The sequence below is a fragment of the Isoptericola sp. b515 genome, assembly GCF_030588125.1.
GTDB classification, from domain to species: Bacteria; Actinomycetota; Actinomycetes; order Actinomycetales; family Cellulomonadaceae; genus Isoptericola; species Isoptericola sediminis.
Genome location: NZ_JAUQYR010000005.1, coordinates 149,960 through 170,927, shown reverse-complemented (window position 1 = coordinate 170,927; position 20,968 = coordinate 149,960). Strand labels below are relative to the sequence as shown.

The window sequence follows — 20,968 nt, the reverse complement described above, 5'->3', positions numbered from 1 at the left end:
TCAGGCACCCCCGGCCAGGGCCGCGACCCCGTGGGCCCCGCCGAGCGTCGCCAGCGCCTCCTTGGCCACCTGGTGGGCGAGGAACACGGCGAACCCCGGGTCGGTCGGGGCGAGGTCGTCGTAGGTGAGGACGTCCAGCGTGAGCTCCGCGGTCGCGCGGGTGGGCAGGAGGGTCGTGGGGTCGAACGTCTCCTCGGTCACGTCGAGCTCCTGGACGGTGACCGGGACGACGAGCCCGGGGCCCCAGGCGAGCACGGCGAGCCGCGCTCGCGGGGGCACGACCTCGATCGTGCCGGCGGCGAGCAGCGCGACGTTCGCCACGACCGACGCCACCGCCGGGTACAGGAGCATCTCCAGCACGGCGAGCCCGGCCGCGACCCCGGAGGGGCTCGACGCCGGGTTCCCGACCTCCATCTCGTCCGCGGCGTCCAGCTCGATGCGCAGGGAGATCCGCTGGGTGGGGGCACCCCAGATCCGGTCACGGTCCGAGGAGCCCGTCCTGCCCTCGGGGGTCCGACGGCGCAGCGTCCGGCGCACCTGGTCGGGGTTGTACTGGAACACGGCCACGCGGGAGAGCGCACCGAGCGGTTCGACGGCCACGACGGCGCCGGGGACCGTGCGGGGGCTGCCCGGGAAGGTGCTCATGGGGCCGATCCTGCGCGGTGCGACGTCACCGCCCCATCACCCCGCCGTCACGGCGGACGCGGGCGGGGTGAAATGGAGGTCCGCGCCGGTGAGCGGGAGGGACGTTCGTATCATGGACGGAGGGCACCGGCTCCTTCTTGGTGTCGTGGACGTTCGCCGGCGGCCCCACGGGCCGCCCACCCGCCCCCGGGGGTGACGCGTGTCGCAGCAGAAGAGGACCCGCTCGCCGTCGCGCCCTGCCCCCGTCGTCGCGATCAGCCTGCTCGGCCCGTTCGGCATCGACGTCGACGGGGAACCCGTCTCGCTCCCCGTGGGAGCGCAGCGCCTGGTCGCCATGCTGGCCCTGCGCGGCCGGCTGGGTCGCAGCCGGCTGGCGGGGATGCTCTGGCCGGACACCCAGGAGCAACGGGCCCTCGCGAGCCTGCGCACGGGGATCTGGCGCGTCAATCAGGCGGCGCCTGGCCTCGTGGCCGCCGCCCACGGCGTGGTCGAGCTCGGGCTGGGTCCGGACGTCGACGTCGACCGGCTCATCGCGGCGTCGCGCACCCTGCTGGGAGATCCGGACGCGCGGGTGCAGGCCGACGAGGGCGCGCCCGAGCTGGGCGGCGACGAGCTCCTGCCCGACTGGGACGACCCGTGGCTCGAGACCGAGCGGGAGCGGCTGCACCAGCTGCGGCTGCACGTCCTGGAGGCCACGGCGGCGCGGCTGGCCGCGGCCGGGAGGTTCGGCCTCGCGCTGGAGGCGGCACTCGCCGCCCTGCGTGCCGACGAGCTGCGCGAGAGCGCGCACCGCACGGTGATCTCGATCCACCTGGCCGAGGGCAACGTGGGCGAGGCCTGCCGGGCGTACGACGCCTGCTGCACGACGTTGCGCACCGAGCTCGGCATCGAACCGTCGCCCACCGTGTCGGGACTGCTGGGCGCCGTCGCGGCCCCGCCCCAAGGCGCGCAACCGTCGCCCCGACGGCTATCCGTCCCCGGGCGTTGAGCCCCGCAGCTCCTCCGGGCTCGGGTCACCCAGCTCCTCAGGGGTCGGCTCGTCGTCCACCGGCCCGGCGGCCATGACGAGCGCCTCGTTCTCGGCCTCGTAGTCCGGGGTGGGTTCCACGACGCCCCGCGCCGGTCCCAGCACGCCGACGTCGCCGAGGGCGAGGCCGAAGGCCGGGTGGACGCGTTCGGCGAGCACCGTCACCAGGACGGCGTAGGCGCCCGCGGCGACCGCGGTGGCGACGACGTCGGGTCCCGCGTCGTCGGCGTCCCGGCGGACGAGCCGGGCGATCGTGCCTCCGGCCAGCGCGGCGGTCGTGGTGCGCAGGGCGAGGTGGGACAGGTCCGGGATCATGGGTCAACCCTTCGCGATGAGCGCGGCGACGGTCTTCGGCCCGATGACGGCGTCGGCCTCGACCCCCAGCCACCGTTGGATCTGCTTCCACCGGCTCGCGAACACCGACCCCGCGACGCCGTCGACGGCGGACCCGCGCAACCCGCCGATGCGCTGGGCGATCTGGACGGCGCTGCCCCGGCTCCCGGTCCGGACGCCGCTGGTGGCGGTGTACCAGGTCTTCGGCCCGACGACGCCGTCCGGCTCGAGGCCGTGGCGCTTCTGCCACTGCGTGGTCGCGTCGTGGAGGGTCCCGTCGAACGCCGTGCCGGTGCCGGGGTCGGAGCCCTTCTCCGCCGTGAGGAACTCACGCCACAGCGCGACCCAGGCACGCTGCCTGCTGCGACGCTTGATCGTCGGCGGTCGCGCCGGCTTGCGTCGGGGAGCCTTCTTGGCGCGGGGCTTGCCGCCGCCCTTCGCGCGGTCGGCGGCCGGGTCGTAGACGAGGTGCCAGGGCTCGCTGACCCGGCGCCCCTCGGTCTCGGTCCACCCGTAGGTCTTGAGGATCGGGTAGGCCTTGACCCGCCGGGCGTTGCCGAACTCGCCGACGCCACCGAAGTCGTTGACGTCGACCGCCAGCCCCCAGCCGTGGTTGGAGAACCCGGGGACGGCGGCGGCTGCACCCGACACGCGCCCGTACTTCACGCCCCGGTAGAACCGGTAGTCGCGGAACGGGCTGCTGGCACCGCGGCGGTAGCGCTGGAAGAAGAAGAGCTCCTGCTCCGCCCGCGAGCGGTTCCATCCGCGGACCGTCAGGTCGAGGCCGGTCTCGGACCGGACCTGCCGGATCGCGCGGTTCCACGAGCGCGCCGCATCCTTGCGCAGGTACGCGCGGGAGCGCCCCGAGGTGCCGTGCACGCCCCGCGGGGAGAGCTCGCTCAGCACCGCGGACGGCAGGTCGCCGTTGCTGAAGGTCCTGCCTCCGAATCGCATGGTCGTCACGATGTCGCCCCTCGACTCGCTCCACGGCGCGACCGGCCGGTCCGCCCCTCCCGCCGATGCTCGTCGGGGCTCGTCACCGCCGTGTCACGCGCATGTCACGCCCGCCGTGCGACGATGACGTCGACCGGCCGGACGGCGACCAGGAGGCGGACGATGGCGGGCCACCGCATCTTCAGCACGAGCTTCGCGAGCATCTATCCGCACTACGTGGCCAAGGTCGAGCGCAAGGGGCACACCGTCGACGAGCTCCACCAGGTCATCACCTGGCTGACCGGCTACGACGAGGCCGGGCTGCAGCGGGTGCTGGACGACGAGGTCGACATGGCCACGTTCTTCGAGCGGGCGCCGCGGATGAACCCGCACGCCTCGCTCATCACGGGCATGATCTGCGGGCACCGCGTCGAGGAGATCGAGGACCCCCTGATGCAGCGGATCCGGTACCTCGACAAGCTCGTCGACGAGGTGGCTCGCGGCAAGAAGATGTCGTCCATCCTGCGTCAGCCCACGGCGACGGCACCCTGAGCGGCCCCGCGACGTCCGACCCATCCGGCCCGAGGCGGAGATGGGTCGTTCGTCCGATGCCGGGTCCCCGCACCGCGACCTAGCGTCGAGGACATGAACCCGCACCGTCAGCACGTGCAGACCCTCGTCATCGGCGCGGGCCAGGCCGGCCTGGCCACCGCCCACGAGCTGCAGGAACGAGGTGTCCAGGTCCTCGTCGTGGACGGCAACGCCCGGCTCGGCGACAACTGGCGCTGCCACTGGGACTCGTTGCGCCTGTTCACGCCCGTCCGCTACGACGGGCTGCCGGGCTTGCCGTTCCCGGGCGACCCGTGGTCCTACCCCGGCAAGGACGACGTCGCCGACTACCTCGAGCAGTACGCCCTCGAGACGGGCCTGCCCGTGCGGCTGCGCACCCGGGTCGACCGGCTGACCGCGGCACCCGATGGCGGGTTCCTCGCCCACGTGGGCGACGAGGCGATCGCCTGTGACGACGTCGTGGTCGCCACCGGCACCCGCGGGCGCACGCCGGCCGTCCCCGACGTCGCCCGGCGGCTGGACCCCTCCGTCCGCCAGCTCCACTCGAGCGAGTACCGGTCGCCGGCGTCCGTGAGCGGCCCCACCCTGGTGGTCGGCACGTCGCACAGCGGCTGCGAGATCGCCTACGAGCTCGCCGCGCACGTCCCGGTGACGCTGTGCGGCCGGTTCACCGGCCGGGAACCGGTGCGGCCGGGGTCGCGCTGGGACCGGATCGGGACGCCCCTTCTCGTCCTCGTGGCCCGGCATGTCCTGACCCGCCGCACCCCGCCGGGGCGGGCCCTCATGCGGCGCCTGCGCGGACCGCACCACGGCCTGCCGACGGCGCGCATCACGCGGCGCGAGCTCGCCGAGCGCGGCGTGACCTGGATCGAGGAACGCGTCGAGGACGTCACCGCTGACGGCCGGCCGCTGCTCGCCGACGGCACCGCGGTGGACGTCGAGACGGTCGTGTGGTGCACCGGCTACGCGCTGGACCACTCCTGGATCGAGCTGCCGGTCCTCGGCGACGACGGATGGCCTCGGGAGTACCGTGGCGTCGCGCACGACGTCCCGGGCCTGTACTTCTGCGGACTGGTCTTCCAGTGGTCGATGGCCTCGATGGTGCTCCCCGGCGTCGCCGCCGACGCCGCGTACGTCGCCGACCACATCGCCCACCGTGCCGCCCGGCCGGTGTCGCGGTCCCTGGCGTCGGCGTGAGCCGCCGCCCTGTCGAGGAGTCGGGGGCGGAGCTATCGTCGGGAGCAGGGATGATCTGCGATGGGTGCACCGGAGGACCTCGACCTCGCTCGCGCGGCCTACGAGCGGCGTGACTGGATCTCGGCCTACCGCCTGCTGAGCGCCCTCGACGACGACGCGTTGGTCGGCCCCGACTTCGTCGCTCTCGCCACCGCGGCATACCTGGTGGGACGGCACGACGACGTCGTCCAGGCCCTGCACCGCGCCTACCGCTCCTCCGAGAAGGCCCGTGACCTGCGCGGGGCCGCACGGGCCGCGCTGTGGCTGACCACCGTCCTGGAGGACGCGGGAGAGCGAGCGGTCGCCCACGGCTGGCTGTCCCGGGCCGAGGGCCTGCTCGGGCGGCTGGACGAGGACGTCGTCGAGCACGGGTACCTGCGCGAGCGCCAGACCTTCGCCCACCTGGCGCGCGGGGAGATCGCCGACGCCCTCGCGCTCGCGCCGACCGTCACGGCCTACGGTCGACGGTTCGCCGACCCGGACCTCGCCGCGGCGGGGCTGGTCGTCGAGGGGCGGCTGCGGATCTACACCGGCGACGTGCCTGGTGGTCTCGCGCTCGTCGACGAGGCGATGGCGTCGGTCGTGGCCGGTGAGACCTCGCCGATCTACTCCGGCCTCGCCTTCTGCGCCGCGATCGAGGCGTGCCAGGAGCTGTCCGACCTCGGACGCGCCCACGAGTGGACCCGGGCGATGTCGACGTGGTGCGACCGCCAGGCCGGCCTGGTGGCGTTCACCGGTCAGTGCGCCGTGCACCGCGGCCAGCTGCTGCGCATGCACGGCGCGTTCCCGGACGCGGTGCGCGAGCTGGAGGACGCTGCCGCGCGGCACGGCACCGCCGGCGGGGGAGCGGCCGCCGGTCTCGCTCACTACGAGCGCGGCGAGGCGCTGCGTGTCCTCGGCCGGGAGGACGACGCCGCATCCGCCTACGACCGGGCGACCGGCTTCGGCCACCCGGGTCAGCCCGGCCGGTCGCTGCTGTGGCTCGCGCGCGGCGAGACCGACGCCGCCGAGCGCGCGATCCGTGTGTCGCTCGCCGAGGCCGTCGACCCGGTGCGGCGCTCGGCCCTGCTCCCGGCCGCGGTCGAGATCCTGACCGCGGCGGGAGAGGTCGACGAGGCGGCGGGGCTCGCCGACGAGATCCGTGCCACCGCCGACGAGTTCGGCAGCGTCGCCCTGGCCGCCGCCGGGGCGTACGCGACGGCATCCGTCGCTCTCGCCCGCGGCGACGCCGAACGCGCGCTGGCCGCCGCCCGTCGGGCCGGGACGTCGTGGGGTGGCCTCGAGGCCCCCTACGAGTGCGCCCGGTGCCGCGTGCTGGTCGCGCGCGCCCTGCGAGCGCTGGGTGACGAGCGGTCGGCGCTCGCCGAGCTCGAGCCGGCCGCCCGGACCTTCGCCGAGCTGGGCGCGATGCCCGCCTCGGCCCAGGTGGCCGCGCTGCTGCCCGGGGAGGAGCGGCCCGGCGGTCTGAGCGCCCGGGAGGTCGAGGTGCTGTGCCTGGTCGCCGAGGGGTACACCAACGCCGAGATCGCGGCCGAGCTGGTGCTGTCGGTCAAGACGGTGGCGCGGCACCTGTCGAACATCTTCGCCAAGCTCGACGTCGGGTCGCGCGCGGCGGCCGTCGCCTACGCCTACGAGCACCGCCTGGTGTGATCACGCCGGGATCAGCGCTCGGTGCCGTCCCGCAGGCGCCGGCGGCGGTCCTGGTACTCCTCGTCGGTGAGCTCACCCCGGGCGTACCGCTCGTCGAGGATCTCCTCGGCCCGGCTCGGCGGGCGCCCCGGCGTCGCGGGAGGTGCCTGGCCGCCGCCTCGAGAGTTCCCGCTGCTCCGGACGGCCAGCACCACCGCCAGCACCACCAGCACCACGCCGACGACGATCAGCGGCCACACGAGCCACATCCATCCCATGCCGAATCCGTCGCCCATCATGGCTCTCTCCCTCCTGTCGGCGTCACCGGGCGGTGACGACGCCCATCATTCCCAGGTCCTCGTGATCGAGGATGTGGCAGTGGTACACGGTGCGTCCGCCGAAGTCCTCGAACGGCACCCGCACGGTCACGCTCTGCCCGGCCGGGACGTCGACCACGTCGAGCCAGAGCGGGGCCGGGGGGTCGACGCCGGCGGCGGTGACCACCTGCATCGGCCAGACGTGCAGGTGGAAGGGGTGGTTCATCGGGCTGTCGTTGACGATGGTCCACTCCTCGACCGTGCCCAGCCTCACCTGCTGGTCGACGCGCTCGGGGTCGAAGGTCCGCCCGTCGATGGTGAACCGGCCGCCGTCCCCGGCCATCGTGCCGCCCCTCCCCATCGCGAACCGGAGGGTGCGGCGCCGGTCGACCGGCGCGCCGCGGAGGTCGCGCGGTGCGGGGGCGGGCGGCAGCGGGCCGAGGTCCGCCCCCGGGCCGGCGGCGACGGCGAGGTCGGCCACCACGACGGGGTCGTCGCCTCCGGCGCCCGTGCCCCCGCCCATCATCCGACCCATCGGCCCGCCGCGGTCGAACGGAGCGGCGACCAGCTCACCGGTGCCCTCGCGCATGTCCACGACGAGGTCGAGGCGGTTGCCGGGGGCGAGCACGGCGTCGTCCAGCGACGGCATGCCCGTGGACCGCGGGCCGTCACGCCCGATCACCCGGACGCTCTGACCGGCCAGGCTCAGGTCCAGGTACCGGGAGGCGCAGGCGTTGACGATCCGCCAGCGCTCGCGTTCCCCGGCCGCCGCCCGCAGGCGAGGGCGCCGCTGCCCGTTGACGAGGAGCAGCTCACCCTCACGTCCCATCATGCGCTCCGGCGCCGAGGGCGCCGCGACGGCTCCGGCGCCGTCCAGGGTGATGTCGGCGATCACCAGGGTGCGCTCGCGGGTGACGGGGAGCGCGTCGTCCTCCTCGACGACGATGGCGCCGTAGAGGCCCCCGAACAGCTGGTCCGCGACGGTGCCGTGGTGGTGCGGGTGGTACCAGTACGTCCCGGCCGGGTGATCGGCGGGCAGCATGTACTCGTACTGCTGGGACCCGCCGGGCTCGACGGCGAGGAAGACGTTGTCCGCGGTGCCCTCGGGCGAGACGTGCAGGCCGTGCACGTGGAGGTTGGTCGTCTCGTCCGTGCTGTTGACGAGCTCGACGCGCACCGTGTCCCCGGCGCGCACCCGCAGGGTCGGACCGGGAACACCGCCGTTGTACGCCAGGGTGGTGGCCCGTCGTCCGGCGATCTCGTGGGTCCCGCGGGCCGCCTCCAGCCGGACGTCGAGCACGCCGTCGGTGCTGCGCACGACCTCGGGGGCGCGGAGGGTCTCGCCCGTCGCTCCCGAGGTCGTGCCGGTGGTGCTCAGCTCGCGCCAGAGACCCACGCCCCCCACGGTGGCGCTGACGAGCCCCAGCCCGCCGAGGGTCAACGCGGTGCGCCGGCTGATGGGCTCCATCAGCGCTCCAGGACCCGGCGTCGGTGGTCGTACTCCTCGGTGCTCAGCTCGCCGGCGGCGTACCGCTCGTCGAGGATCTCTCGCGCCGTCGAGGTCGCGGCCCGCGGTCTCGCGGGCGCGGCGGGCGTGTCGTCCGGGCGGGCGCGGTGCGGGGGGCGGAGGCCGCCGACGAGCACGCGCACGGCCGTGACGCCGAGCAGCGTGGCACCGAGCACGAGCAGTGCCAGGTAGAGCCACGTCATGTGCGCATCGTCTCCGGCGTCAGGGGGCGTCGTCCAGATACCCCCCACCGTAACAATCGGGGCGTCGCGCCACACCCGTCACCGACGGGTGAGAGGGCTCACCCGCAGCTGTCGCAGACCCCCGTCGCGGGCAGGGCCATGAAGCACGACGGGCACACGGGGGTGGGCTTCTCCGGCTCGGGAGCCTTGCGAGGCGTGGCGGGCCGGGAGGCCGTCGTGCGGCGTGCGGTCGTCCGGGAGGACGGGGCGCCCGTGACGTCGAACCCGCGCTTGCTCAGCAGCGTGCCCACGGCGACCTTGCCCCCGGTCATCTCCTCGGGCAGGGCGGCCCGTCCGGTCGCGTAGCGGTGCGCGACGGCGAGCAGGGCCGTGGCGTCGTAGGTCCGGCCCTCGTGCGTCAGCGTGACCCCCGGGGTCGGGGTGAACCCGTAGACGCTGAGGAACGCGGTGGCACCGCGGTCGTCGTGCTCGGCGATCGCCGAGAGCACGTGCGGACGCGTGACGGAGGAGAAGGTGGCCATGGCCCGAGGGTAGGTCACGACACCGTGCTGACCGGCCCCCGACCGGTGTGACGATGTTCCCAGGGCGCCCGGGGGTCGACCGTCCCCGGGCGCCACCGCAGGTCACATGCAGGCGTCGATGGACAGCCCGAGCTCATCGGCGACGAACACCCCGAGGTCGGCCATGGTGGCGTCCTCGCCGAGCGCGGAGCGGGCCAGGTTGCGCAGCCCCACACGTGGGGTGGCGAACGACGACGAGTGCTCGCCCATCATCTGCATCTGGGCGAACACGGCCGAGGCCTGGCCCCAGCAGGACGGGTGCGGTCCGTGCCCCGCGGCGGCGGCCGGGGCGGCGGCGAGGGGAGCGGCGAGCAGGGCGAGCGTGGCAGCGCCGACAGCGAGCTTCTTCATCTCGGAACCTCCTGGGGGTCGGGTGACCGGGCGGACTCGCCGTCGAGCCTGCTCCTGCGTCACCGGGTCGAACGTAGGCAGGTCGGCGGGCGCACGCTCGCGGGGCGGCCCACGCCCGCGCGGACTTCACCCGGCGTCACGACGTCGCGCCCGACCGGCGCGACGATGAGATCGTGAGGTCGTGAGTCGATCCTCGGCGGTGACGGTGCTGGTCCTGCTCGGTGCTGCTCTGCTGTGCCTGGCCCTCGCCCCGCTGGCCGTCCCCGACTCCTACGACGTCGTGCGGCACTCGGTGAGCGAGTCCGCGGGACAAGGGGTGCCGGGTGCCTGGGTGGCGCGCACGGGGTTCGTGCTGCTCGGGCTCGCGGTGCTGGTCGAGGCCGCGCGCGCGGGGGAGGCGTGGGGTCCGTGGGGGCGCGGCGCGCACGCGGTCTACGGCGCCGGGATGTTCGGTGTCGCGGTGTTCTCCCACAGCCCCTGGTACAGCGCCGCCTGGGACCGGGCCGAGGACACCCTGCACGCGGTGGCGTCGACGACCGTCGGGTTCGCCTTCATGGTCGGCGTGCTGGCCGTGACGATCCGCCGGGGACGTCGACCCGGCTGGATCCGCGTCCTGGACATCGTCGCGCTCGTGGCCGCCGTGGTGCTGCCGTTGACGATGCTGACCATGCCGTTCGTGGCGGGCGCGGCCCAGCGACTGCTCTTCGCGATCGGCCTCACCTGGTACGGCGTCGAGGCCGTGCGGCTCGCCCGCCCCGACGCGCCCGGCAGGTACCGGGAGCTGTGAGGCCCCGGGGTCTCAGTACCCGGTCCGCGGATCGACGACACCCACCATCGGCTCGTCCCGCACGAAGCGGTGCAGGTTCTCCTCGACCCGTCGGCGCAGCAGCGGGTCGACCATCTCCGGGGTGTCGGCCGTGTGCGGTGTCACCAGGGCGTTCGGCAGCTCCCACAGCGGGTGCCCCGGCGGCAGCGGCTCGGGATCGGTGACGTCGAGCCCCGCGGCTCCGACCCGACCCGACCGCAGGGCGGCCACGAGCGCGTCGGTGTCGACCAGCGCGCCCCGGGCCACGTTGACCAGCACGGCGCCGGGCCGCATCGCCGCGAGCTCGGCGGCCCCGATCATCGCCCGCGTGCGGTCCGTGAGTGCGGCGGCGAGCACGACGACGTCCGCCCGCCCGAGCTCGTCCCGCAACCTCTCGGAGGTCACGACCCGGGCGCCGTCGACCGGCTCCGGGCGGCGGCGCACCACGACCGCACGGGTGCGGAACGGCCCCAGCAGCTCCAGGAAGGACCGGGCGATCCCGCCGGCTCCGACCACGAGCACCTCGGCCTCGTAGAGCGTCCGGCCGAACTCCGGCCCCCACGAGCGGGTGCGGGCCCGCTCGGGCAGGCGGCGCAGCGCGGCGAGGGTCAGGGCGAGGGCGTGCTCGGCCACGGGCTCCGCGAAGGACCCCTTGGCCGAGGTCCACGTGCGGGTCGAGTCGATGAGACCGGCCTCCAGGCCGGCGTCGACACCGGCGGAGGGGAGCTGAACCCACCGGGCCTCGGGCGCCGCCGACAGCGCCGGGCCGAGCCCGTCCACACCCAGGGGCCCGAACCACAGCAGCCCCTCGGTCTCGGCGCCGAGCGGCACGAGCCGGGCCCCGGCCGCGGCGACGGCGTCGGGCACCCAGTCCGGAGCCTGAGGGGCAGCACTGATCGCGGGACGTGACGTCATGAGGGCCTTTCGGTGCGGGAACGTGGTGCAGGAGGGCGGCGGCCGGACCCGCGCCTGTCGTCAGTCGACGCGCAGCAGGCCCGGGATGTCCGTGGGCGGGCGGCCCGTCCGGGCGAACTGGGCCCAGGCGCCGCGCAGCAGCCGACCGCTGGCGACGAGCTCTGCGTCGTCGCGGCCGGCCACGACCGGCACGCCGCGCCAGCTCTCCGGGTCCCCGAGCAGCAGGGGCAGCTCGGTGGCGTGCGCCGCGCGCAGCGGGTGCTCGGTCGGGCCGCCCAGGAAGGTGTAGCGCGCCGCACGGCCGCCGGCACGCCGGTGCCGTTCGACGAACTGGTCGACCGCGCGGCCGTAGACGGCGCGGGTCAACCCGTGCCCGACGCCCTCGCGCAGCGCCGGTCCCACGGCGGGCACCATGGTGCGGGGCAGGACCCCCTCGACGAACAGTGCCGTCTCGCGCGCGTTCGTCCCGATCAGCAGGTCGACGTCCGGCGCGACGCGGGTCCACGCCGCCTCGAGGTGCTCCTCGGGAGGCACGGGAGGGTAGCCGTGCTGGGGACCGAAGGGCATCGCCGCCCGGAGCCCGTACCGGGGCAGCACACGGCGCACGGCCCGTCGCTGGGCGGCGAGGAGCTCGTCCAGATCGGCGTCGTCGGGCACGCCGCGGACCTCGGCCGCCATCGTGGCGGCCATCTGCGCGCGGCGTCGGGAGATCCCCAGCGGCGGGCTCTGCACCACGGCGCGCCGGAACAGTCCCGCGGCGCCGTCGGCGACCATGAGCCGGGTGATCGCGTCGGCGCCCGCGGACTCGCCCATGACGGTCACCGACGCCGGGTCGCCGCCGAACGCCTCGGCGTTGCGGGCCACCCAGCGCAGCGCGGACAGCATGTCCCGCAGGCCGAGGTTGGCGGGACGGCCGTCGTCGCCGAGGAACCCCAGGACCCCCAGCCGGTAGGTCACCGCGACCACGACGACCCGGTGCTCGCGCACGAGCGCCGACGGGTCGTAGCTGATGGCGTCACCGGCACCCGAGACGTAGGAGCCCCCGTGGATCCAGACGATCACCGGCAAGCCCTCTCCCGGGCGCACGTCCGCCGGGGCGGTCACCGTCAGGCGCAGGCAGTCCTCCGACGGGGGCAGCGGGCGCGCCGAGTCCGGCCCGAACACGTCCAGACCGATCGGGTCGGGGTTCTGCGGCGACGACGGCGAGAACCCGGTGGCGTCCACCGTCCCGGCGGCCGGCGGCTCGTCCACGGGCGGCGAGAACCTCGCCGCACGGGCGTAGCGGATCCCACCGGCGCGCACCACGTCGCCGCCGACGCTCGCCCGGAACCTGCCTGCCGGGGCGTCCACGACGCGGTCGTCCCGGTCGTGCCGCGCCGTCGCCGTCGTGTCCGTCGTCCGGTGCCTCATGTGCTCCACCTCCGCCGCCGCCCCGGGTCCCGTCGGGCCGACGCCGGAATGCGCGCGGCCCCTCCTCGATTGTCTCCCGTATGACCTCGTCGACGATCACAGCACATCTCGGTTCCCTCGACCTCGCGAACGCTCCGCTGGCCCTCGGCGGCAACGTGTTCGGCTGGACGGCCGACGACGACGCGTCCTTCGGCGTGCTGGACGCCTTCGTCCGGGCCGGTGGGCGGATGGTCGACACCGCCGACGCCTACTCCGCCTGGGCACCGGGGCACACCGGCGGCGAGAGCGAGGCCACGATCGGCCGCTGGCTGGAGCGCGGGGGACGCCGCGACGACGTCGTGATCGCCACCAAGGTCTCCCGGCACCCGGGGTTCCCGGGGCTGTCCGCCGGCAACGTCCGCGCCGCCGCGGAGGCGTCCCTGCAGCGCCTCGGGACCGACCACGTCGACCTGTACTACGCGCACGCCGACGACCCCGACACCCCGGTCGCCGAGGCCGCCACGGCGTTCTCCCGGCTCGTCGAGGACGGCCTGGGTCCGCGAGATCGGGCTGTCGAACTACACCCCCGAGCGCATCGCCGAGTGGTTCGCCGTCGCCGAGGCCGAGGGGCTGCACCGGCCCGTCGCGCTGCAGCCGCTCTACAACCTCGTCGAGCGAGGGTTCGAGGGCGCGTCGCGGGACGCCGCGCAGCGTCACGGTCTGGGTGTGCTGCCGTACTCGGCGCTGGCCTCGGGGTTCCTCACGGGCGCCTACCGTGACGGCGTCGCGCCGGACAGCCCGCGGGCCGGGCGCGCGTCGCGCTACCTCGACGAGCGCGGACGGCGTGTGCTGGCCGTGCTGGACGACCTCGCCGCCACGCACGACGTGCCGGTGGCCTCGGTGGCCCTCGCCTGGCTGCGCTCGCGGCCGACCGTCGTCGCGCCGATCGCCTCCGCCCGCCACACCGAGCAGCTCGACGCCCTGCTGACGTCCATGACGCTCGAGCTCGCACCGGACGAGCTCGAGCACCTCACCGCCGCCTCCGCCTGAGCCGGTTCACCGCCGCACGTCGAGGTCGCCGAGGAACGCCGCGACGTCGGCCGCGACCCGCTCCGGCCGCTCCCAGAGCACCAGGTGGCCGGTGGCCGCGTAGACGATCCCGCGGGCGCGCGGGACGGCCGCCAGGATCCGGTCGTGGCTGGGGCCCACGACGTCGTCCAGCTCCCCGCTCAGGACCAGCGTCGGCAGATCGATCGTGCCCGTGAGCAGGGGCGGCGTCGACTCGGTCAACCCCTGGAGCGACGCCTGCCAGACGTCGGCGCCCAGGTCGGCGGCCTCGGCGGCACGTGCCGTGAGGAAGGCCGGGTCGATCGCCGTGCCCGTGCCGTACCAGGCCAGGGAGTCCCGGACCCACTCGGGGTCGATCGGGTCGGTGAGCCGGTCGACGTCCTCGGCGAACGGCGGCCTGCCACGCAGGTCCGCGGGCGCGCCGACCAGGACCAGCCCGTCCAGCAGGTCCGGGCGGTCGACGGCGAGCTGCTGGGCCACGTAGCCGCCGCTGGAGGTCCCGAGCGCCACGGTGGGTCCGTCCACCGACGCACGGGTCAGGGCGTCGGCGGCGCGGGTGGCCAGGGCAGGGACCGACCAGTCGGTGACGGTCTGGGTGGACAGCTCGACGACGAGAGGGGTGACCGCCGGCGGGAGCTGGCGGATCAGGCGCTCGAAGACGCCGCCCGTCTCGCACCAACCCGGCAGCAGGGCGAGCGTCGTCCGGCGGTGGGCCATGTCCCGAGCCTATGTCCGCTGCTCGCGTCCCGGTTCTCGGGATGCCGAGCCGGTCCACGGCCACCATCATGGGCGCTGCCGACACGACCACCACGATGGGACGGTGAGTGCACGGATGGCCCTGGCGGGACTCGTGGCAGGGATCGCCCTGCTGCTGCTCGGCCTGCGGGGCGCGGCTACCGCGCTCGCGGTGGCCCGGACGCCCGCGATGAGTCTCCCCTTCGAGTCCGGGGTCCTGCCGACCCAGCACGCCGTGTCACGGTTCCACGTGCGGTGGTACGCGGTGAGCGTGCTCTTCCTGGCCTTCGACATGGAGATGGTCTTCATGTACCCCTGGGCGGTCGTCGTCGCGCAGATGGGGGCGACGTCCGTCGTGGAGATGTTCGGGTTCCTGGCGGTGCTGCTGGTGGGTGTGGTGTACGCCTGGCGCGAAGGAGCGCTGCGATGGGCCTGAGCGCACGGCTGTGGGGCTTCGCGCTGGGGCGGCCCCGCGTGCTCGTCGTCGCCCCGGGAGCGACCGCGGCCGGGCAGGAGGTCGAGTCCGCCCTGCTGCGACGGGGGTGGCCGCCGGCACTCTCACCGGCGGGTGCGGACCTCCTCGTCGTCGTCGGCGATCCCGGTCCCGAGCTCGGCGGCGCCGTCGAGGTGCTCTGGTCGCAGATGCCCGCACCGCGGGCGCGGACCCGGGTGGATCGGCCCGCGGAGGTCGGCGCTCGCCTCGACGCCGCCGCGGCGTCGCTGGTGGACCGCGGCGCGCAGCGTCGGTCGGCCGACGCCGACGGCGACCCGTGGGTCGGCCGGGGGGCGCAGCCGGACGGCCCCGACCACGAGGACCATGAGGACCACGACGAGCACGGCCACGGGGGCCACGGGGGCCACGGGGACATGGAGGTGGCCGGCCTGCCGATGGCGTCCTCGGCCCCCGACCGCGACGGCCTGGAGCTCGAGGCCCTGGACGTCACGCTGGGTCCCTGGCTGCCCGGGTCCCCGGACGGTCTCGTCGTGCGGGCCACCATGCAGGGTGACGTGCTGAGCGGTGCCGGTGTGCGCTGGGCGGACGGCGTCACGGCCGCGCCCCGCCCGGCACAGCTGCGTGCCCTGGACGCCGTGTGCCGCGTCCTGGTCCTCGCCGGACCCGAGCGCGACCTGCACCGCGCCCGCCGCGCCCGGGACGCCGTCGGGCAGCAGCGTCCGTCGGCGTCGGAGCAGGTGAGCCGGCTCGCCCGGGACCTGCGCGGCTCCCGCCGGCTGCGGTGGTCCCTGCGCGGCCTGCCCGCGCCGCAGGGCACGGACGTCCTCGACCGTCTGCACACCTGGTGCGACGTCCTCGACGGCGCCGCCCCGCCCGAGCCGGTGCCGCCCCAGGCCGTGGCCGTGGCGCTGGAGGGCGCCGAGCTCGCCGCCGCCCGGCTCGCGGTGGCGAGCGTCGAGGTGGGGCCGGGGGAGCACGAACCGGCCGCCAACGAGGGGGACCGACATGCCTGAGACCGTCTGGACCTCGCCGTGGGCGGGACCGGTCGTGGTGGCCGTGGCGCTGCTGCTCGGGCTCGTGCTCGCCGTGATGGACGCCCTGGCACGCCGCGCCCCGGCGGGCGGGCGTCGCGCGGACGTGGTCGTCGCTCCGGTGCGCGACGGTGCCCGGATGCTGCTCGAACGGCGCCGGACGACGATCGCCCCGGACCGGTTGCTCAGCACGGTGGCGGTGCCGGCCGTGCTCGTCCTGGCCCTGATGTCGGCCGCGGTGCTGCCGTTCGGAGGACGCAGCGTGGTCTCGACGTCGGCGGACCTGGTGTGGTTCAACGCGGCCGAGGCGCTGCTGTGGGCCGCGGTCTGGCTGCTGGGCTGGGGACCGAACGCGGTGCACCCCCTGGTGGGCGCCTACCGGTTCCTGGCCCAGGGCCTGGCCTACGAGCTGCCGTTGATGTTCGCGATCATCACCGTCGGGGTGGGCGCGGGCTCGCTGCGCGCCAACGACGTCGTCGCCGCCCAGGCGGGCGGCGCCTGGTTCCTGTGGACCATGCCGGTGGCGTTCGTCGTCTTCCTGATCGGCGCGGCGGCCTTCGCCTTCTGGGGGCCGTTCGGCGCCCCCGCCGGAGCCGACGTCGCCGGGGGAGTGCTGGCCGAGACCTCCGGCGTCGACCGGCTCCTGGTCCAGGTCGGCCGTGCGACCTTCCTCGGCGTCGCCGCCGCCACCGCCGCGGCGTGGTTCCTCGGGGGCGAGGACGGGCCAGGACTGCCCGGCCCGGTCTGGTACGCCCTGAAGACGCTCGCCGTCATGGCTCTGCTGGTCGGGGTGGGCCGGCGCTGGCCGGTCGTGCGCCCCGAACGGTTCGCCGACGTCGCCTGGGTGGTGCTGCTGCCCGCCACCGTCGTGCAGTCCGCCGTGGCGGCGGTGCTCGTGCTGGGAGGTTTCTACCGATGACCGAGCTGCTGCTCCTGGCCGTCCTCGGCGCCGTGGCGGTGTGCACCGGGGTGCTGGTGTTCGTCGTCGACTCCATGGCGCGCGCGACGTTCTCCCTGCTCGCGTCCTTCCTCGCCACCGGCGCCGCGCTGCTCCTGATGGACCTGGCCTACCTCGGGCTGCTGACCATCCTGATGATGACCATCGAGATGGCGATCATGGCGGTGTTCATGATCATGCTGATGATGAACCCCGCCGGGCTCATGCCCATGACCATGGTGCACAACACCCGGGGCTCGATCGCGGCGGGGGTCGTGGCGTTCGTCGTGCTGACGGTCGGGGTGTGGACCGTCGACTGGCCCGACCGGCCCGGACCCCGGCCCGCGAACGCGACCGTCCAGGTCGGCGAGGCGATCATGGGGGACTACATGCTCGTGATGATCGTGGTGGGGGTCGTCCTGCTCGCCACCATGGTCGCGGGCATCGCGCTGGCCACGCACCGCGGACGCTACGACCGGTTCGGGGCCGACCTGGAACGCGACCCCGACGACCCCGTGCGCGGAGGGCTGCCCCGATGACCGAGGTCACCCTGCAGGTCGTGCTGACCGTCGCCGCCGCCCTCGTGGGTACCGGCCTGTTCGGCGCGCTGTCCCAGCAGTCGATCGTCATGGTCATGATGGGCCTCGAGCTCGTGGTCAACGGCGTCATCCTGGCCGCCGGTGCCGCCTGGGCCTACCTCACCCCGCAGCTGCCCGGGGCGCAGGTGCTCGTGCTCGTGGCCACCGTCGTCATGGCCGTGGAGATGGCGATGGGATTCTCCGTCGCCCTGGCGATCTATCGCGCCCGACAGGTCGACACGGTCGACGCCGCCGAGGACCTCGCCGGATGAGCGCCGCCCTGCTGCTGGTCGTGCTGCTGCCCGCCGTCGGCGGGACGGCACTGCTGCTCGGGCGGCACCGGCTGGACGGGGTCGCGGCACCCCTGGCGCTCGGGATCGGGCTGGTCGGCGCGGCTCTCGCGATCGTGGCCGCCACGGGGCGACCCACCGTCTCGGTCCCGTTCCTGGGCAGCGGCGCCGCGGCCGTCGCCGACGGCGCGGATCTCGCGCTGGCCGTGGACGGGCTCTCGGCGGTGCTCACGGTGACCGTCGCCGTCGTCGCGCTGACCGTCACCGTGCACGCCGCGGTCGACCACGAGGCGCGCACCTCGCGGGCCCGGTTCTTCGGCTACTGGCTGCTGTTCGTCGCCGCGATGCAGCTGACCGTCACGGCGACGACCTTCCCGGCGCTGATGCTCGGCTGGGAGGTCATGGGGGCGACCTCCTACGCCCTCATCGGCTTCCGGTGGCGGCTGGCGGGACGGACGTCCGCGGGTACGACGGCGCTGCTGACCACCCGGGCCGCTGACCTCGGCCTGTACGTCGCCGCCGGTGCCGTGCTCGCCGGCAGCGGCAGCCTGGGCCTGTCCGGCCTCGAGGGGCTGCCGGCGCCCTGGGCGGCGGTGGCGACGACCGGCGTCGTCGTCGCCGCGCTCGGCAAGTCGGCCCAGCTGCCGCTGTCCGGCTGGCTGTCCGCCGCGATGCAGGGTCCCAGCCCGGTCTCGGCGCTGCTGCACTCGGCCACCATGGTCGCGGCCGGCGGCTACCTGCTCCTGCGACTCGGCCCTGCCCTGGCCGACGGCGCCGCCCCGGTGGTGGCCTGGGTCGGGGCCGCGACGGCGCTGGCGCTCGGACTCGTCGCCGTGGCGCAGACCGACCTCAAGCAGCTGCTGGCCGCGAGCACCGCGGCGCAGATGGGGTTCGTCGTCCTGGCCGCCGGGGCGTGGGCCGCCGGGGCGGGTACCGGGCTGCTCGGTGGCGTCGAGCACCTGGTGGCGCACGCGGCGGTGAAGGCCGGGCTGTTCGTGGCGGCCGGCATCTGGCTCGGTGCGCTCGGCACGCGGGCGCTGGCCGAGCTGCGTGGCGCCGGCCGCCGGTACCCGCTCGTCGGGGCCGCGTCGGTCGCCGCGGCGGCGGCCCTGGCCGGTGTCCCACCGCTGTCGCTGTGGGTGACCAAGGACGAGATCCTGGCCGGGGCGGAGGAGGCGCACCTGGCCGGCGGCGCCGTGCTGCACGTCGTGGCCCTGGTGGCCGGCGCGCTGTCCGCCGCCTACGCCGCGAAGATCGTCGCGGTGGTGCTCGCCCCGCGGCACCCGGGCGACGGCTCCCGCGCACCGCGTCCGGCGGTCGCCGCCGCGCTGGCGCTCGCCGCGGCCGCGGTGGGCCTGGGGGCGTTCGCCCTTCCCGTCGTTCGCGACGGCGCCGCCCGGGTCCTCGGCGCGCAGCCCGGACCCGCCCCCACGCCCGGCGCTCTGGTGCTCTCCGGCGGGCTCGCCGTCGTCGTGGCGGCCGTGGTGCTGTGGCGCCCCGCCCTGGTACGGGTCGCCGAGCGCGCACCGCTGACGTCGTGGTGGGCCATGCCCGCGCTGCTCGTGACGGTCGGCCGCGGTGTCCGCGCCCTGGCGCGCCGGGTCGACCGGGTGGACGGCGGTCTGGACCGCTCCGTCCACGCCGTGGCGAGGGCGGTCCTGCCGCTGGCCGGGCGGGTCGCCGTCCTCGACGACTCCGGGATCCATCGCGCGGTGCGGCGCACCGCCGGGCTCGCGGTGGCCGGTGCCCGCCGTGCGGCGGTCCTGGACGACCGCCGCGTCGACGGCGCCGTGCGCGACGTCGCCTCCGGCGTGGCACGGGCCGGGCACGCCGCGCGGCGCCTGCAGACCGGACTGCTGCACCAGTACTACGCCCAGGCGGCGGCCGGTCTCGGCCTGCTGCTGCTCCTGCTGCTCCTCGTGAGGTGACCTCGTGCTCCTGACCGTCCTCGTCCTGCTCCCGGCGCTCGCCGGGCTCGTCCTGGTGGCGGCCCGTGTCCCGGACCGGGCCGCGTCCTGGGCGTGGGTGGCCACGTCCTCGGTGGTGGTCGGGCTGGTCGCCTGGGTCTGGTGGGGGTTCGACCCCGGTGGCGGGTTCCAGTACGACGTCAAGCTGCGCTGGATCGCGACGGTCGACGCCTCCTACCACGTGGGCGTCGACGGGCTGTCGTTGCCGCTGCTGGCCCTGACCGCCGTGCTGTTCTGGTGCTGCGCGGTGTGGTCGCTGCGCGGCACCCCGCGGCCGCGCAGCCACGCGGCCCTGTTCCTGCTGCTCCAGACGACCTGCCTGGGCACGTTCGCGGCGCTCGACCTGATCCTGTTCTTCCTGTTCTTCGACCTGTCGATCGTGGCGATGTACTTCGTCATCGCCGGGTGGGGCCACGGCGACCGCCGCCGCAGCGCCCTGACCTTCTTCCTGTACACGTTCCTGGGATCGCTGGCGCTGCTCCTGGGTTTCATCGGGCTGTTCCTCGGCAGCGAGCCGCGCACCTTCGACATCGTGCGGCTCGTCGAGGACCCGCCGTGGGCCGGTCAGAGCGGGACCGCGTCCTGGGTGCTGCTCGCCCTGGTCGTGGGGCTCGCGGTCAAGACGCCCCTGGTCCCGTTCCACACGTGGCTGCCGCCCGCGCACACCGACGCCCCGGCGGAGGGGTCCGCGGTCCTGGCCGGTGTGCTGCTGAAGCTCGGCACCTTCGGGTTCGTGCGGATCGCCATGCCCACGCTGCCGGACGCCTGGCAGCGCTGGGGCACGTGGATCGTGGTGATCGGTGTGGTCAGCGTGCTGTGGGGCGCGCTGGTGGCCCTGGCCCAGGACGACCTGAAGCGGATGATCGCCTACACCTCCGTCAACCACATGGGGTACGTCCTGCTCGGGCTGGGCGCCGTCGGGGTGCTCGCCCGGGACGGCGCGGACGGGTCCGGCCCCGCCGCCGCGGCCGGTGTCGCGGCGACCGGCGCCGTCGTGCAGATGGTCAGCCACGGCCTGCTCACCGGCGCCCTGTTCCTCGTCGCGGGGATGCTGTGGACGCGGGGTGGGACGTACGCCTTCGCCCGGTGGGGCGGTCTCGCGCGCGCCCTGCCCGGGTTCGCCGTCCTGTTCGCCGTGGCCGCCTTCGGCTCGCTCGGGCTGCCCGGCCTGTCCGGCTTCGTGGCCGAGTTCCAGATCTTCGCCGGGTCGCTCGCGGCCGTCCCCGTGGCCGTGGTGGTCGCGGTGGTGGGCATCCTGCTCACCGCCGGCCTGTTCCTGCGGGCGCTGCAGCGGTTGCTGACCGGAGACCTGCGGGTGCCCGACGGGGTCGACGCCGGCGGGCTCGGGGACGTGACCACCGTCGAACGGGTGGCCGTGGTGCCCCTGCTCGGGCTCAGCGTCGCCGTCGGGCTGCTGCCCTGGGTGCTCGTCGACGTCGTCGGCCCGGCGGCCGACGGCCTCGTCGCGCTGGTGGCCCGGTGAGGCGC

At 75.2% G+C, this 20,968-nt stretch carries 23 protein-coding genes and 1 pseudogene; 13 read left to right on the top strand and 11 right to left on the bottom strand.

Features of this window, described 5'->3' with window-relative positions:
- Entirely contained in the window at positions 1 to 645 is a 645-nt protein-coding gene (locus tag Q6350_RS14675; RefSeq protein WP_304603957.1) for a hypothetical protein, read from the bottom strand.
- A gap of 199 nt (positions 646 to 844) precedes the next feature.
- Here Q6350_RS14675 and Q6350_RS14670 point away from each other — a divergent pair, with 199 nt between their 5' ends.
- A complete protein-coding gene (locus tag Q6350_RS14670; RefSeq protein WP_304607712.1) occupies positions 845 to 1,633 on the top strand; it encodes a BTAD domain-containing putative transcriptional regulator in 789 nt (262 codons plus the stop codon).
- On the opposite strand, the gene Q6350_RS14665 is transcribed toward Q6350_RS14670, so the two are convergent.
- Both Q6350_RS14665 and Q6350_RS14660 read right to left on the bottom strand, forming a co-directional pair.
- Entirely contained in the window at positions 1,613 to 1,987 is a 375-nt protein-coding gene (locus Q6350_RS14665) for a hypothetical protein (RefSeq protein ID WP_305066577.1), read from the bottom strand. The two genes, Q6350_RS14670 and Q6350_RS14665, sit on opposite strands and share 21 nt — an antisense overlap.
- 3 nt (positions 1,988 to 1,990) lie before the next feature.
- Complete coding sequence (locus Q6350_RS14660; RefSeq protein WP_305066629.1) at positions 1,991 to 2,959, bottom strand: peptidoglycan-binding protein; 969 nt, start codon at positions 2,957 to 2,959, stop codon at positions 1,991 to 1,993.
- Between the two features lie 162 nt (positions 2,960 to 3,121).
- Here Q6350_RS14660 and Q6350_RS14655 point away from each other — a divergent pair, with 162 nt between their 5' ends.
- From Q6350_RS14655 to Q6350_RS14645, 3 genes are all read left to right on the top strand, one after another.
- Positions 3,122 to 3,490, top strand: a complete 369-nt coding sequence (locus Q6350_RS14655) for a DUF2200 domain-containing protein (RefSeq protein ID WP_305066576.1) — start codon at positions 3,122 to 3,124, stop codon at positions 3,488 to 3,490.
- A gap of 93 nt (positions 3,491 to 3,583) precedes the next feature.
- Complete coding sequence (locus tag Q6350_RS14650) at positions 3,584 to 4,705, top strand: NAD(P)/FAD-dependent oxidoreductase (protein ID WP_304607710.1); 1,122 nt, start codon at positions 3,584 to 3,586, stop codon at positions 4,703 to 4,705.
- Positions 4,706 to 4,765: 60 nt separating this feature from the next.
- The gene (locus tag Q6350_RS14645; protein ID WP_304607709.1) at positions 4,766 to 6,394 is read left to right on the top strand and encodes a LuxR family transcriptional regulator; all 1,629 of its coding nucleotides are present in this window, start codon (positions 4,766 to 4,768) and stop codon (positions 6,392 to 6,394) included.
- Positions 6,395 to 6,405: 11 nt separating this feature from the next.
- Here the strand turns inward: Q6350_RS14645 and Q6350_RS14640 are convergent, their stop codons facing one another.
- From Q6350_RS14640 to Q6350_RS14620, 5 genes are all read right to left on the bottom strand, one after another.
- A complete protein-coding gene (locus tag Q6350_RS14640) occupies positions 6,406 to 6,672 on the bottom strand; it encodes an SHOCT domain-containing protein (protein ID WP_304603951.1) in 267 nt (88 codons plus the stop codon).
- 22 nt (positions 6,673 to 6,694) lie between these two features.
- Positions 6,695 to 8,158: a multicopper oxidase family protein gene (locus tag Q6350_RS14635; RefSeq protein WP_304607708.1), complete on the bottom strand. Its 1,464-nt coding sequence runs from the start codon at positions 8,156 to 8,158 to the stop codon at positions 6,695 to 6,697.
- Positions 8,158 to 8,400: an SHOCT domain-containing protein gene (locus Q6350_RS14630; RefSeq protein WP_304603949.1), complete on the bottom strand. Its 243-nt coding sequence runs from the start codon at positions 8,398 to 8,400 to the stop codon at positions 8,158 to 8,160. Before Q6350_RS14630 ends, Q6350_RS14635 begins: the two co-directional genes overlap by 1 nt.
- A gap of 98 nt (positions 8,401 to 8,498) precedes the next feature.
- Complete coding sequence (locus tag Q6350_RS14625) at positions 8,499 to 8,921, bottom strand: hypothetical protein (RefSeq protein WP_305066574.1); 423 nt, start codon at positions 8,919 to 8,921, stop codon at positions 8,499 to 8,501.
- A 102-nt stretch (positions 8,922 to 9,023) separates the two neighbouring features.
- Positions 9,024 to 9,311 (bottom strand): hypothetical protein, encoded by a 288-nt coding sequence (locus tag Q6350_RS14620; protein WP_171245735.1) that lies wholly within the window; start codon positions 9,309 to 9,311, stop codon positions 9,024 to 9,026.
- A gap of 181 nt (positions 9,312 to 9,492) precedes the next feature.
- On the opposite strand from Q6350_RS14620, the gene Q6350_RS14615 reads away from it, so the two are divergent.
- On the top strand, positions 9,493 to 10,098 hold the full coding sequence (locus Q6350_RS14615; protein ID WP_305066573.1) for a DUF998 domain-containing protein: 606 nt from the start codon (positions 9,493 to 9,495) through the stop codon (positions 10,096 to 10,098).
- Between the two features lie 12 nt (positions 10,099 to 10,110).
- Here Q6350_RS14615 and Q6350_RS14610 read toward each other — a convergent pair whose 3' ends face one another.
- Positions 10,111 to 11,031 (bottom strand): NAD(P)-dependent oxidoreductase, encoded by a 921-nt coding sequence (locus Q6350_RS14610; protein WP_304603947.1) that lies wholly within the window; start codon positions 11,029 to 11,031, stop codon positions 10,111 to 10,113.
- Positions 11,032 to 11,091: 60 nt separating this feature from the next.
- Positions 11,092 to 12,441 (bottom strand): carboxylesterase family protein, encoded by a 1,350-nt coding sequence (locus Q6350_RS14605; protein ID WP_305066572.1) that lies wholly within the window; start codon positions 12,439 to 12,441, stop codon positions 11,092 to 11,094.
- 80 nt (positions 12,442 to 12,521) lie between these two features.
- Here Q6350_RS14605 and Q6350_RS14600 point away from each other — a divergent pair.
- Positions 12,522 to 13,470, top strand: a pseudogene (locus Q6350_RS14600) (aldo/keto reductase).
- Between the two features lie 6 nt (positions 13,471 to 13,476).
- Here the strand turns inward: Q6350_RS14600 and Q6350_RS14595 are convergent.
- On the bottom strand, positions 13,477 to 14,205 hold the full coding sequence (locus Q6350_RS14595; RefSeq protein WP_305066571.1) for an alpha/beta fold hydrolase: 729 nt from the start codon (positions 14,203 to 14,205) through the stop codon (positions 13,477 to 13,479).
- Positions 14,206 to 14,308: 103 nt separating this feature from the next.
- Between Q6350_RS14595 and Q6350_RS14590 the strand changes: the two genes are divergently transcribed.
- From Q6350_RS14590 to Q6350_RS14560, 7 genes are read left to right on the top strand one after another with little or no spacing between them, the layout of a single operon-like run.
- Positions 14,309 to 14,659 carry an NADH-quinone oxidoreductase subunit A gene (locus tag Q6350_RS14590; RefSeq protein ID WP_304603944.1) on the top strand — a complete coding sequence of 117 codons (351 nt, stop codon included), beginning with the start codon at positions 14,309 to 14,311 and terminating at the stop codon, positions 14,657 to 14,659.
- Positions 14,650 to 15,690: a hypothetical protein gene (locus Q6350_RS14585; protein ID WP_305066570.1), complete on the top strand. Its 1,041-nt coding sequence runs from the start codon at positions 14,650 to 14,652 to the stop codon at positions 15,688 to 15,690. The genes Q6350_RS14590 and Q6350_RS14585 overlap by 10 nt, the downstream gene beginning before the upstream one ends.
- Complete coding sequence (locus Q6350_RS14580) at positions 15,683 to 16,627, top strand: NADH-quinone oxidoreductase subunit H (RefSeq protein ID WP_305066569.1); 945 nt, start codon at positions 15,683 to 15,685, stop codon at positions 16,625 to 16,627. Before Q6350_RS14585 ends, Q6350_RS14580 begins: the two co-directional genes overlap by 8 nt.
- Positions 16,624 to 17,184: an NADH-quinone oxidoreductase subunit J gene (locus tag Q6350_RS14575; RefSeq protein WP_304603941.1), complete on the top strand. Its 561-nt coding sequence runs from the start codon at positions 16,624 to 16,626 to the stop codon at positions 17,182 to 17,184. Before Q6350_RS14580 ends, Q6350_RS14575 begins: the two co-directional genes overlap by 4 nt.
- Positions 17,181 to 17,495, top strand: coding sequence for an NADH-quinone oxidoreductase subunit K (locus Q6350_RS14570; protein ID WP_304603940.1), 315 nt, complete (start codon positions 17,181 to 17,183; stop codon positions 17,493 to 17,495). Before Q6350_RS14575 ends, Q6350_RS14570 begins: the two co-directional genes overlap by 4 nt.
- A complete protein-coding gene (locus Q6350_RS14565; RefSeq protein WP_305066568.1) occupies positions 17,492 to 19,441 on the top strand; it encodes a proton-conducting transporter membrane subunit in 1,950 nt (649 codons plus the stop codon). Before Q6350_RS14570 ends, Q6350_RS14565 begins: the two co-directional genes overlap by 4 nt.
- Positions 19,442 to 19,445: 4 nt before the next feature.
- Positions 19,446 to 20,963 (top strand): NuoM family protein, encoded by a 1,518-nt coding sequence (locus tag Q6350_RS14560; RefSeq protein ID WP_305066567.1) that lies wholly within the window; start codon positions 19,446 to 19,448, stop codon positions 20,961 to 20,963.
- Positions 20,964 to 20,968: the final 5 nt, after the last annotated feature.

Excerpts from the sequence above, each read along its gene's own strand:
- Q6350_RS14675 (WP_304603957.1), bottom strand. The coding sequence starts at position 645 with ATGAGCACCTTCCCGGGCAGCCCCCGCACGGTCCCCGGCGCCGTCGTG.
- Q6350_RS14665 (WP_305066577.1), bottom strand. The coding sequence starts at position 1,987 with ATGATCCCGGACCTGTCCCACCTCGCCCTGCGCACCACGACCGCCGCG.
- Q6350_RS14660 (WP_305066629.1), bottom strand. The coding sequence starts at position 2,959 with ATGCGATTCGGAGGCAGGACCTTCAGCAACGGCGACCTGCCGTCCGCG.
- Q6350_RS14655 (WP_305066576.1), top strand. The coding sequence starts at position 3,122 with ATGGCGGGCCACCGCATCTTCAGCACGAGCTTCGCGAGCATCTATCCG.
- Q6350_RS14650 (WP_304607710.1), top strand. The coding sequence starts at position 3,584 with ATGAACCCGCACCGTCAGCACGTGCAGACCCTCGTCATCGGCGCGGGC.
- Q6350_RS14645 (WP_304607709.1), top strand. The coding sequence starts at position 4,766 with ATGGGTGCACCGGAGGACCTCGACCTCGCTCGCGCGGCCTACGAGCGG.
- Q6350_RS14640 (WP_304603951.1), bottom strand. The coding sequence starts at position 6,672 with ATGATGGGCGACGGATTCGGCATGGGATGGATGTGGCTCGTGTGGCCG.
- Q6350_RS14635 (WP_304607708.1), bottom strand. The coding sequence starts at position 8,158 with ATGGAGCCCATCAGCCGGCGCACCGCGTTGACCCTCGGCGGGCTGGGG.
- Q6350_RS14630 (WP_304603949.1), bottom strand. The coding sequence starts at position 8,400 with ATGACGTGGCTCTACCTGGCACTGCTCGTGCTCGGTGCCACGCTGCTC.
- Q6350_RS14625 (WP_305066574.1), bottom strand. The coding sequence starts at position 8,921 with ATGGCCACCTTCTCCTCCGTCACGCGTCCGCACGTGCTCTCGGCGATC.
- Q6350_RS14620 (WP_171245735.1), bottom strand. The coding sequence starts at position 9,311 with ATGAAGAAGCTCGCTGTCGGCGCTGCCACGCTCGCCCTGCTCGCCGCT.
- Q6350_RS14610 (WP_304603947.1), bottom strand. The coding sequence starts at position 11,031 with ATGACGTCACGTCCCGCGATCAGTGCTGCCCCTCAGGCTCCGGACTGG.
- Q6350_RS14605 (WP_305066572.1), bottom strand. The coding sequence starts at position 12,441 with ATGAGGCACCGGACGACGGACACGACGGCGACGGCGCGGCACGACCGG.
- Q6350_RS14595 (WP_305066571.1), bottom strand. The coding sequence starts at position 14,205 with ATGGCCCACCGCCGGACGACGCTCGCCCTGCTGCCGGGTTGGTGCGAG.
- Q6350_RS14585 (WP_305066570.1), top strand. The coding sequence starts at position 14,650 with ATGGGCCTGAGCGCACGGCTGTGGGGCTTCGCGCTGGGGCGGCCCCGC.
- Q6350_RS14580 (WP_305066569.1), top strand. The coding sequence starts at position 15,683 with ATGCCTGAGACCGTCTGGACCTCGCCGTGGGCGGGACCGGTCGTGGTG.
- Q6350_RS14575 (WP_304603941.1), top strand. The coding sequence starts at position 16,624 with ATGACCGAGCTGCTGCTCCTGGCCGTCCTCGGCGCCGTGGCGGTGTGC.
- Q6350_RS14570 (WP_304603940.1), top strand. The coding sequence starts at position 17,181 with ATGACCGAGGTCACCCTGCAGGTCGTGCTGACCGTCGCCGCCGCCCTC.
- Q6350_RS14565 (WP_305066568.1), top strand. The coding sequence starts at position 17,492 with ATGAGCGCCGCCCTGCTGCTGGTCGTGCTGCTGCCCGCCGTCGGCGGG.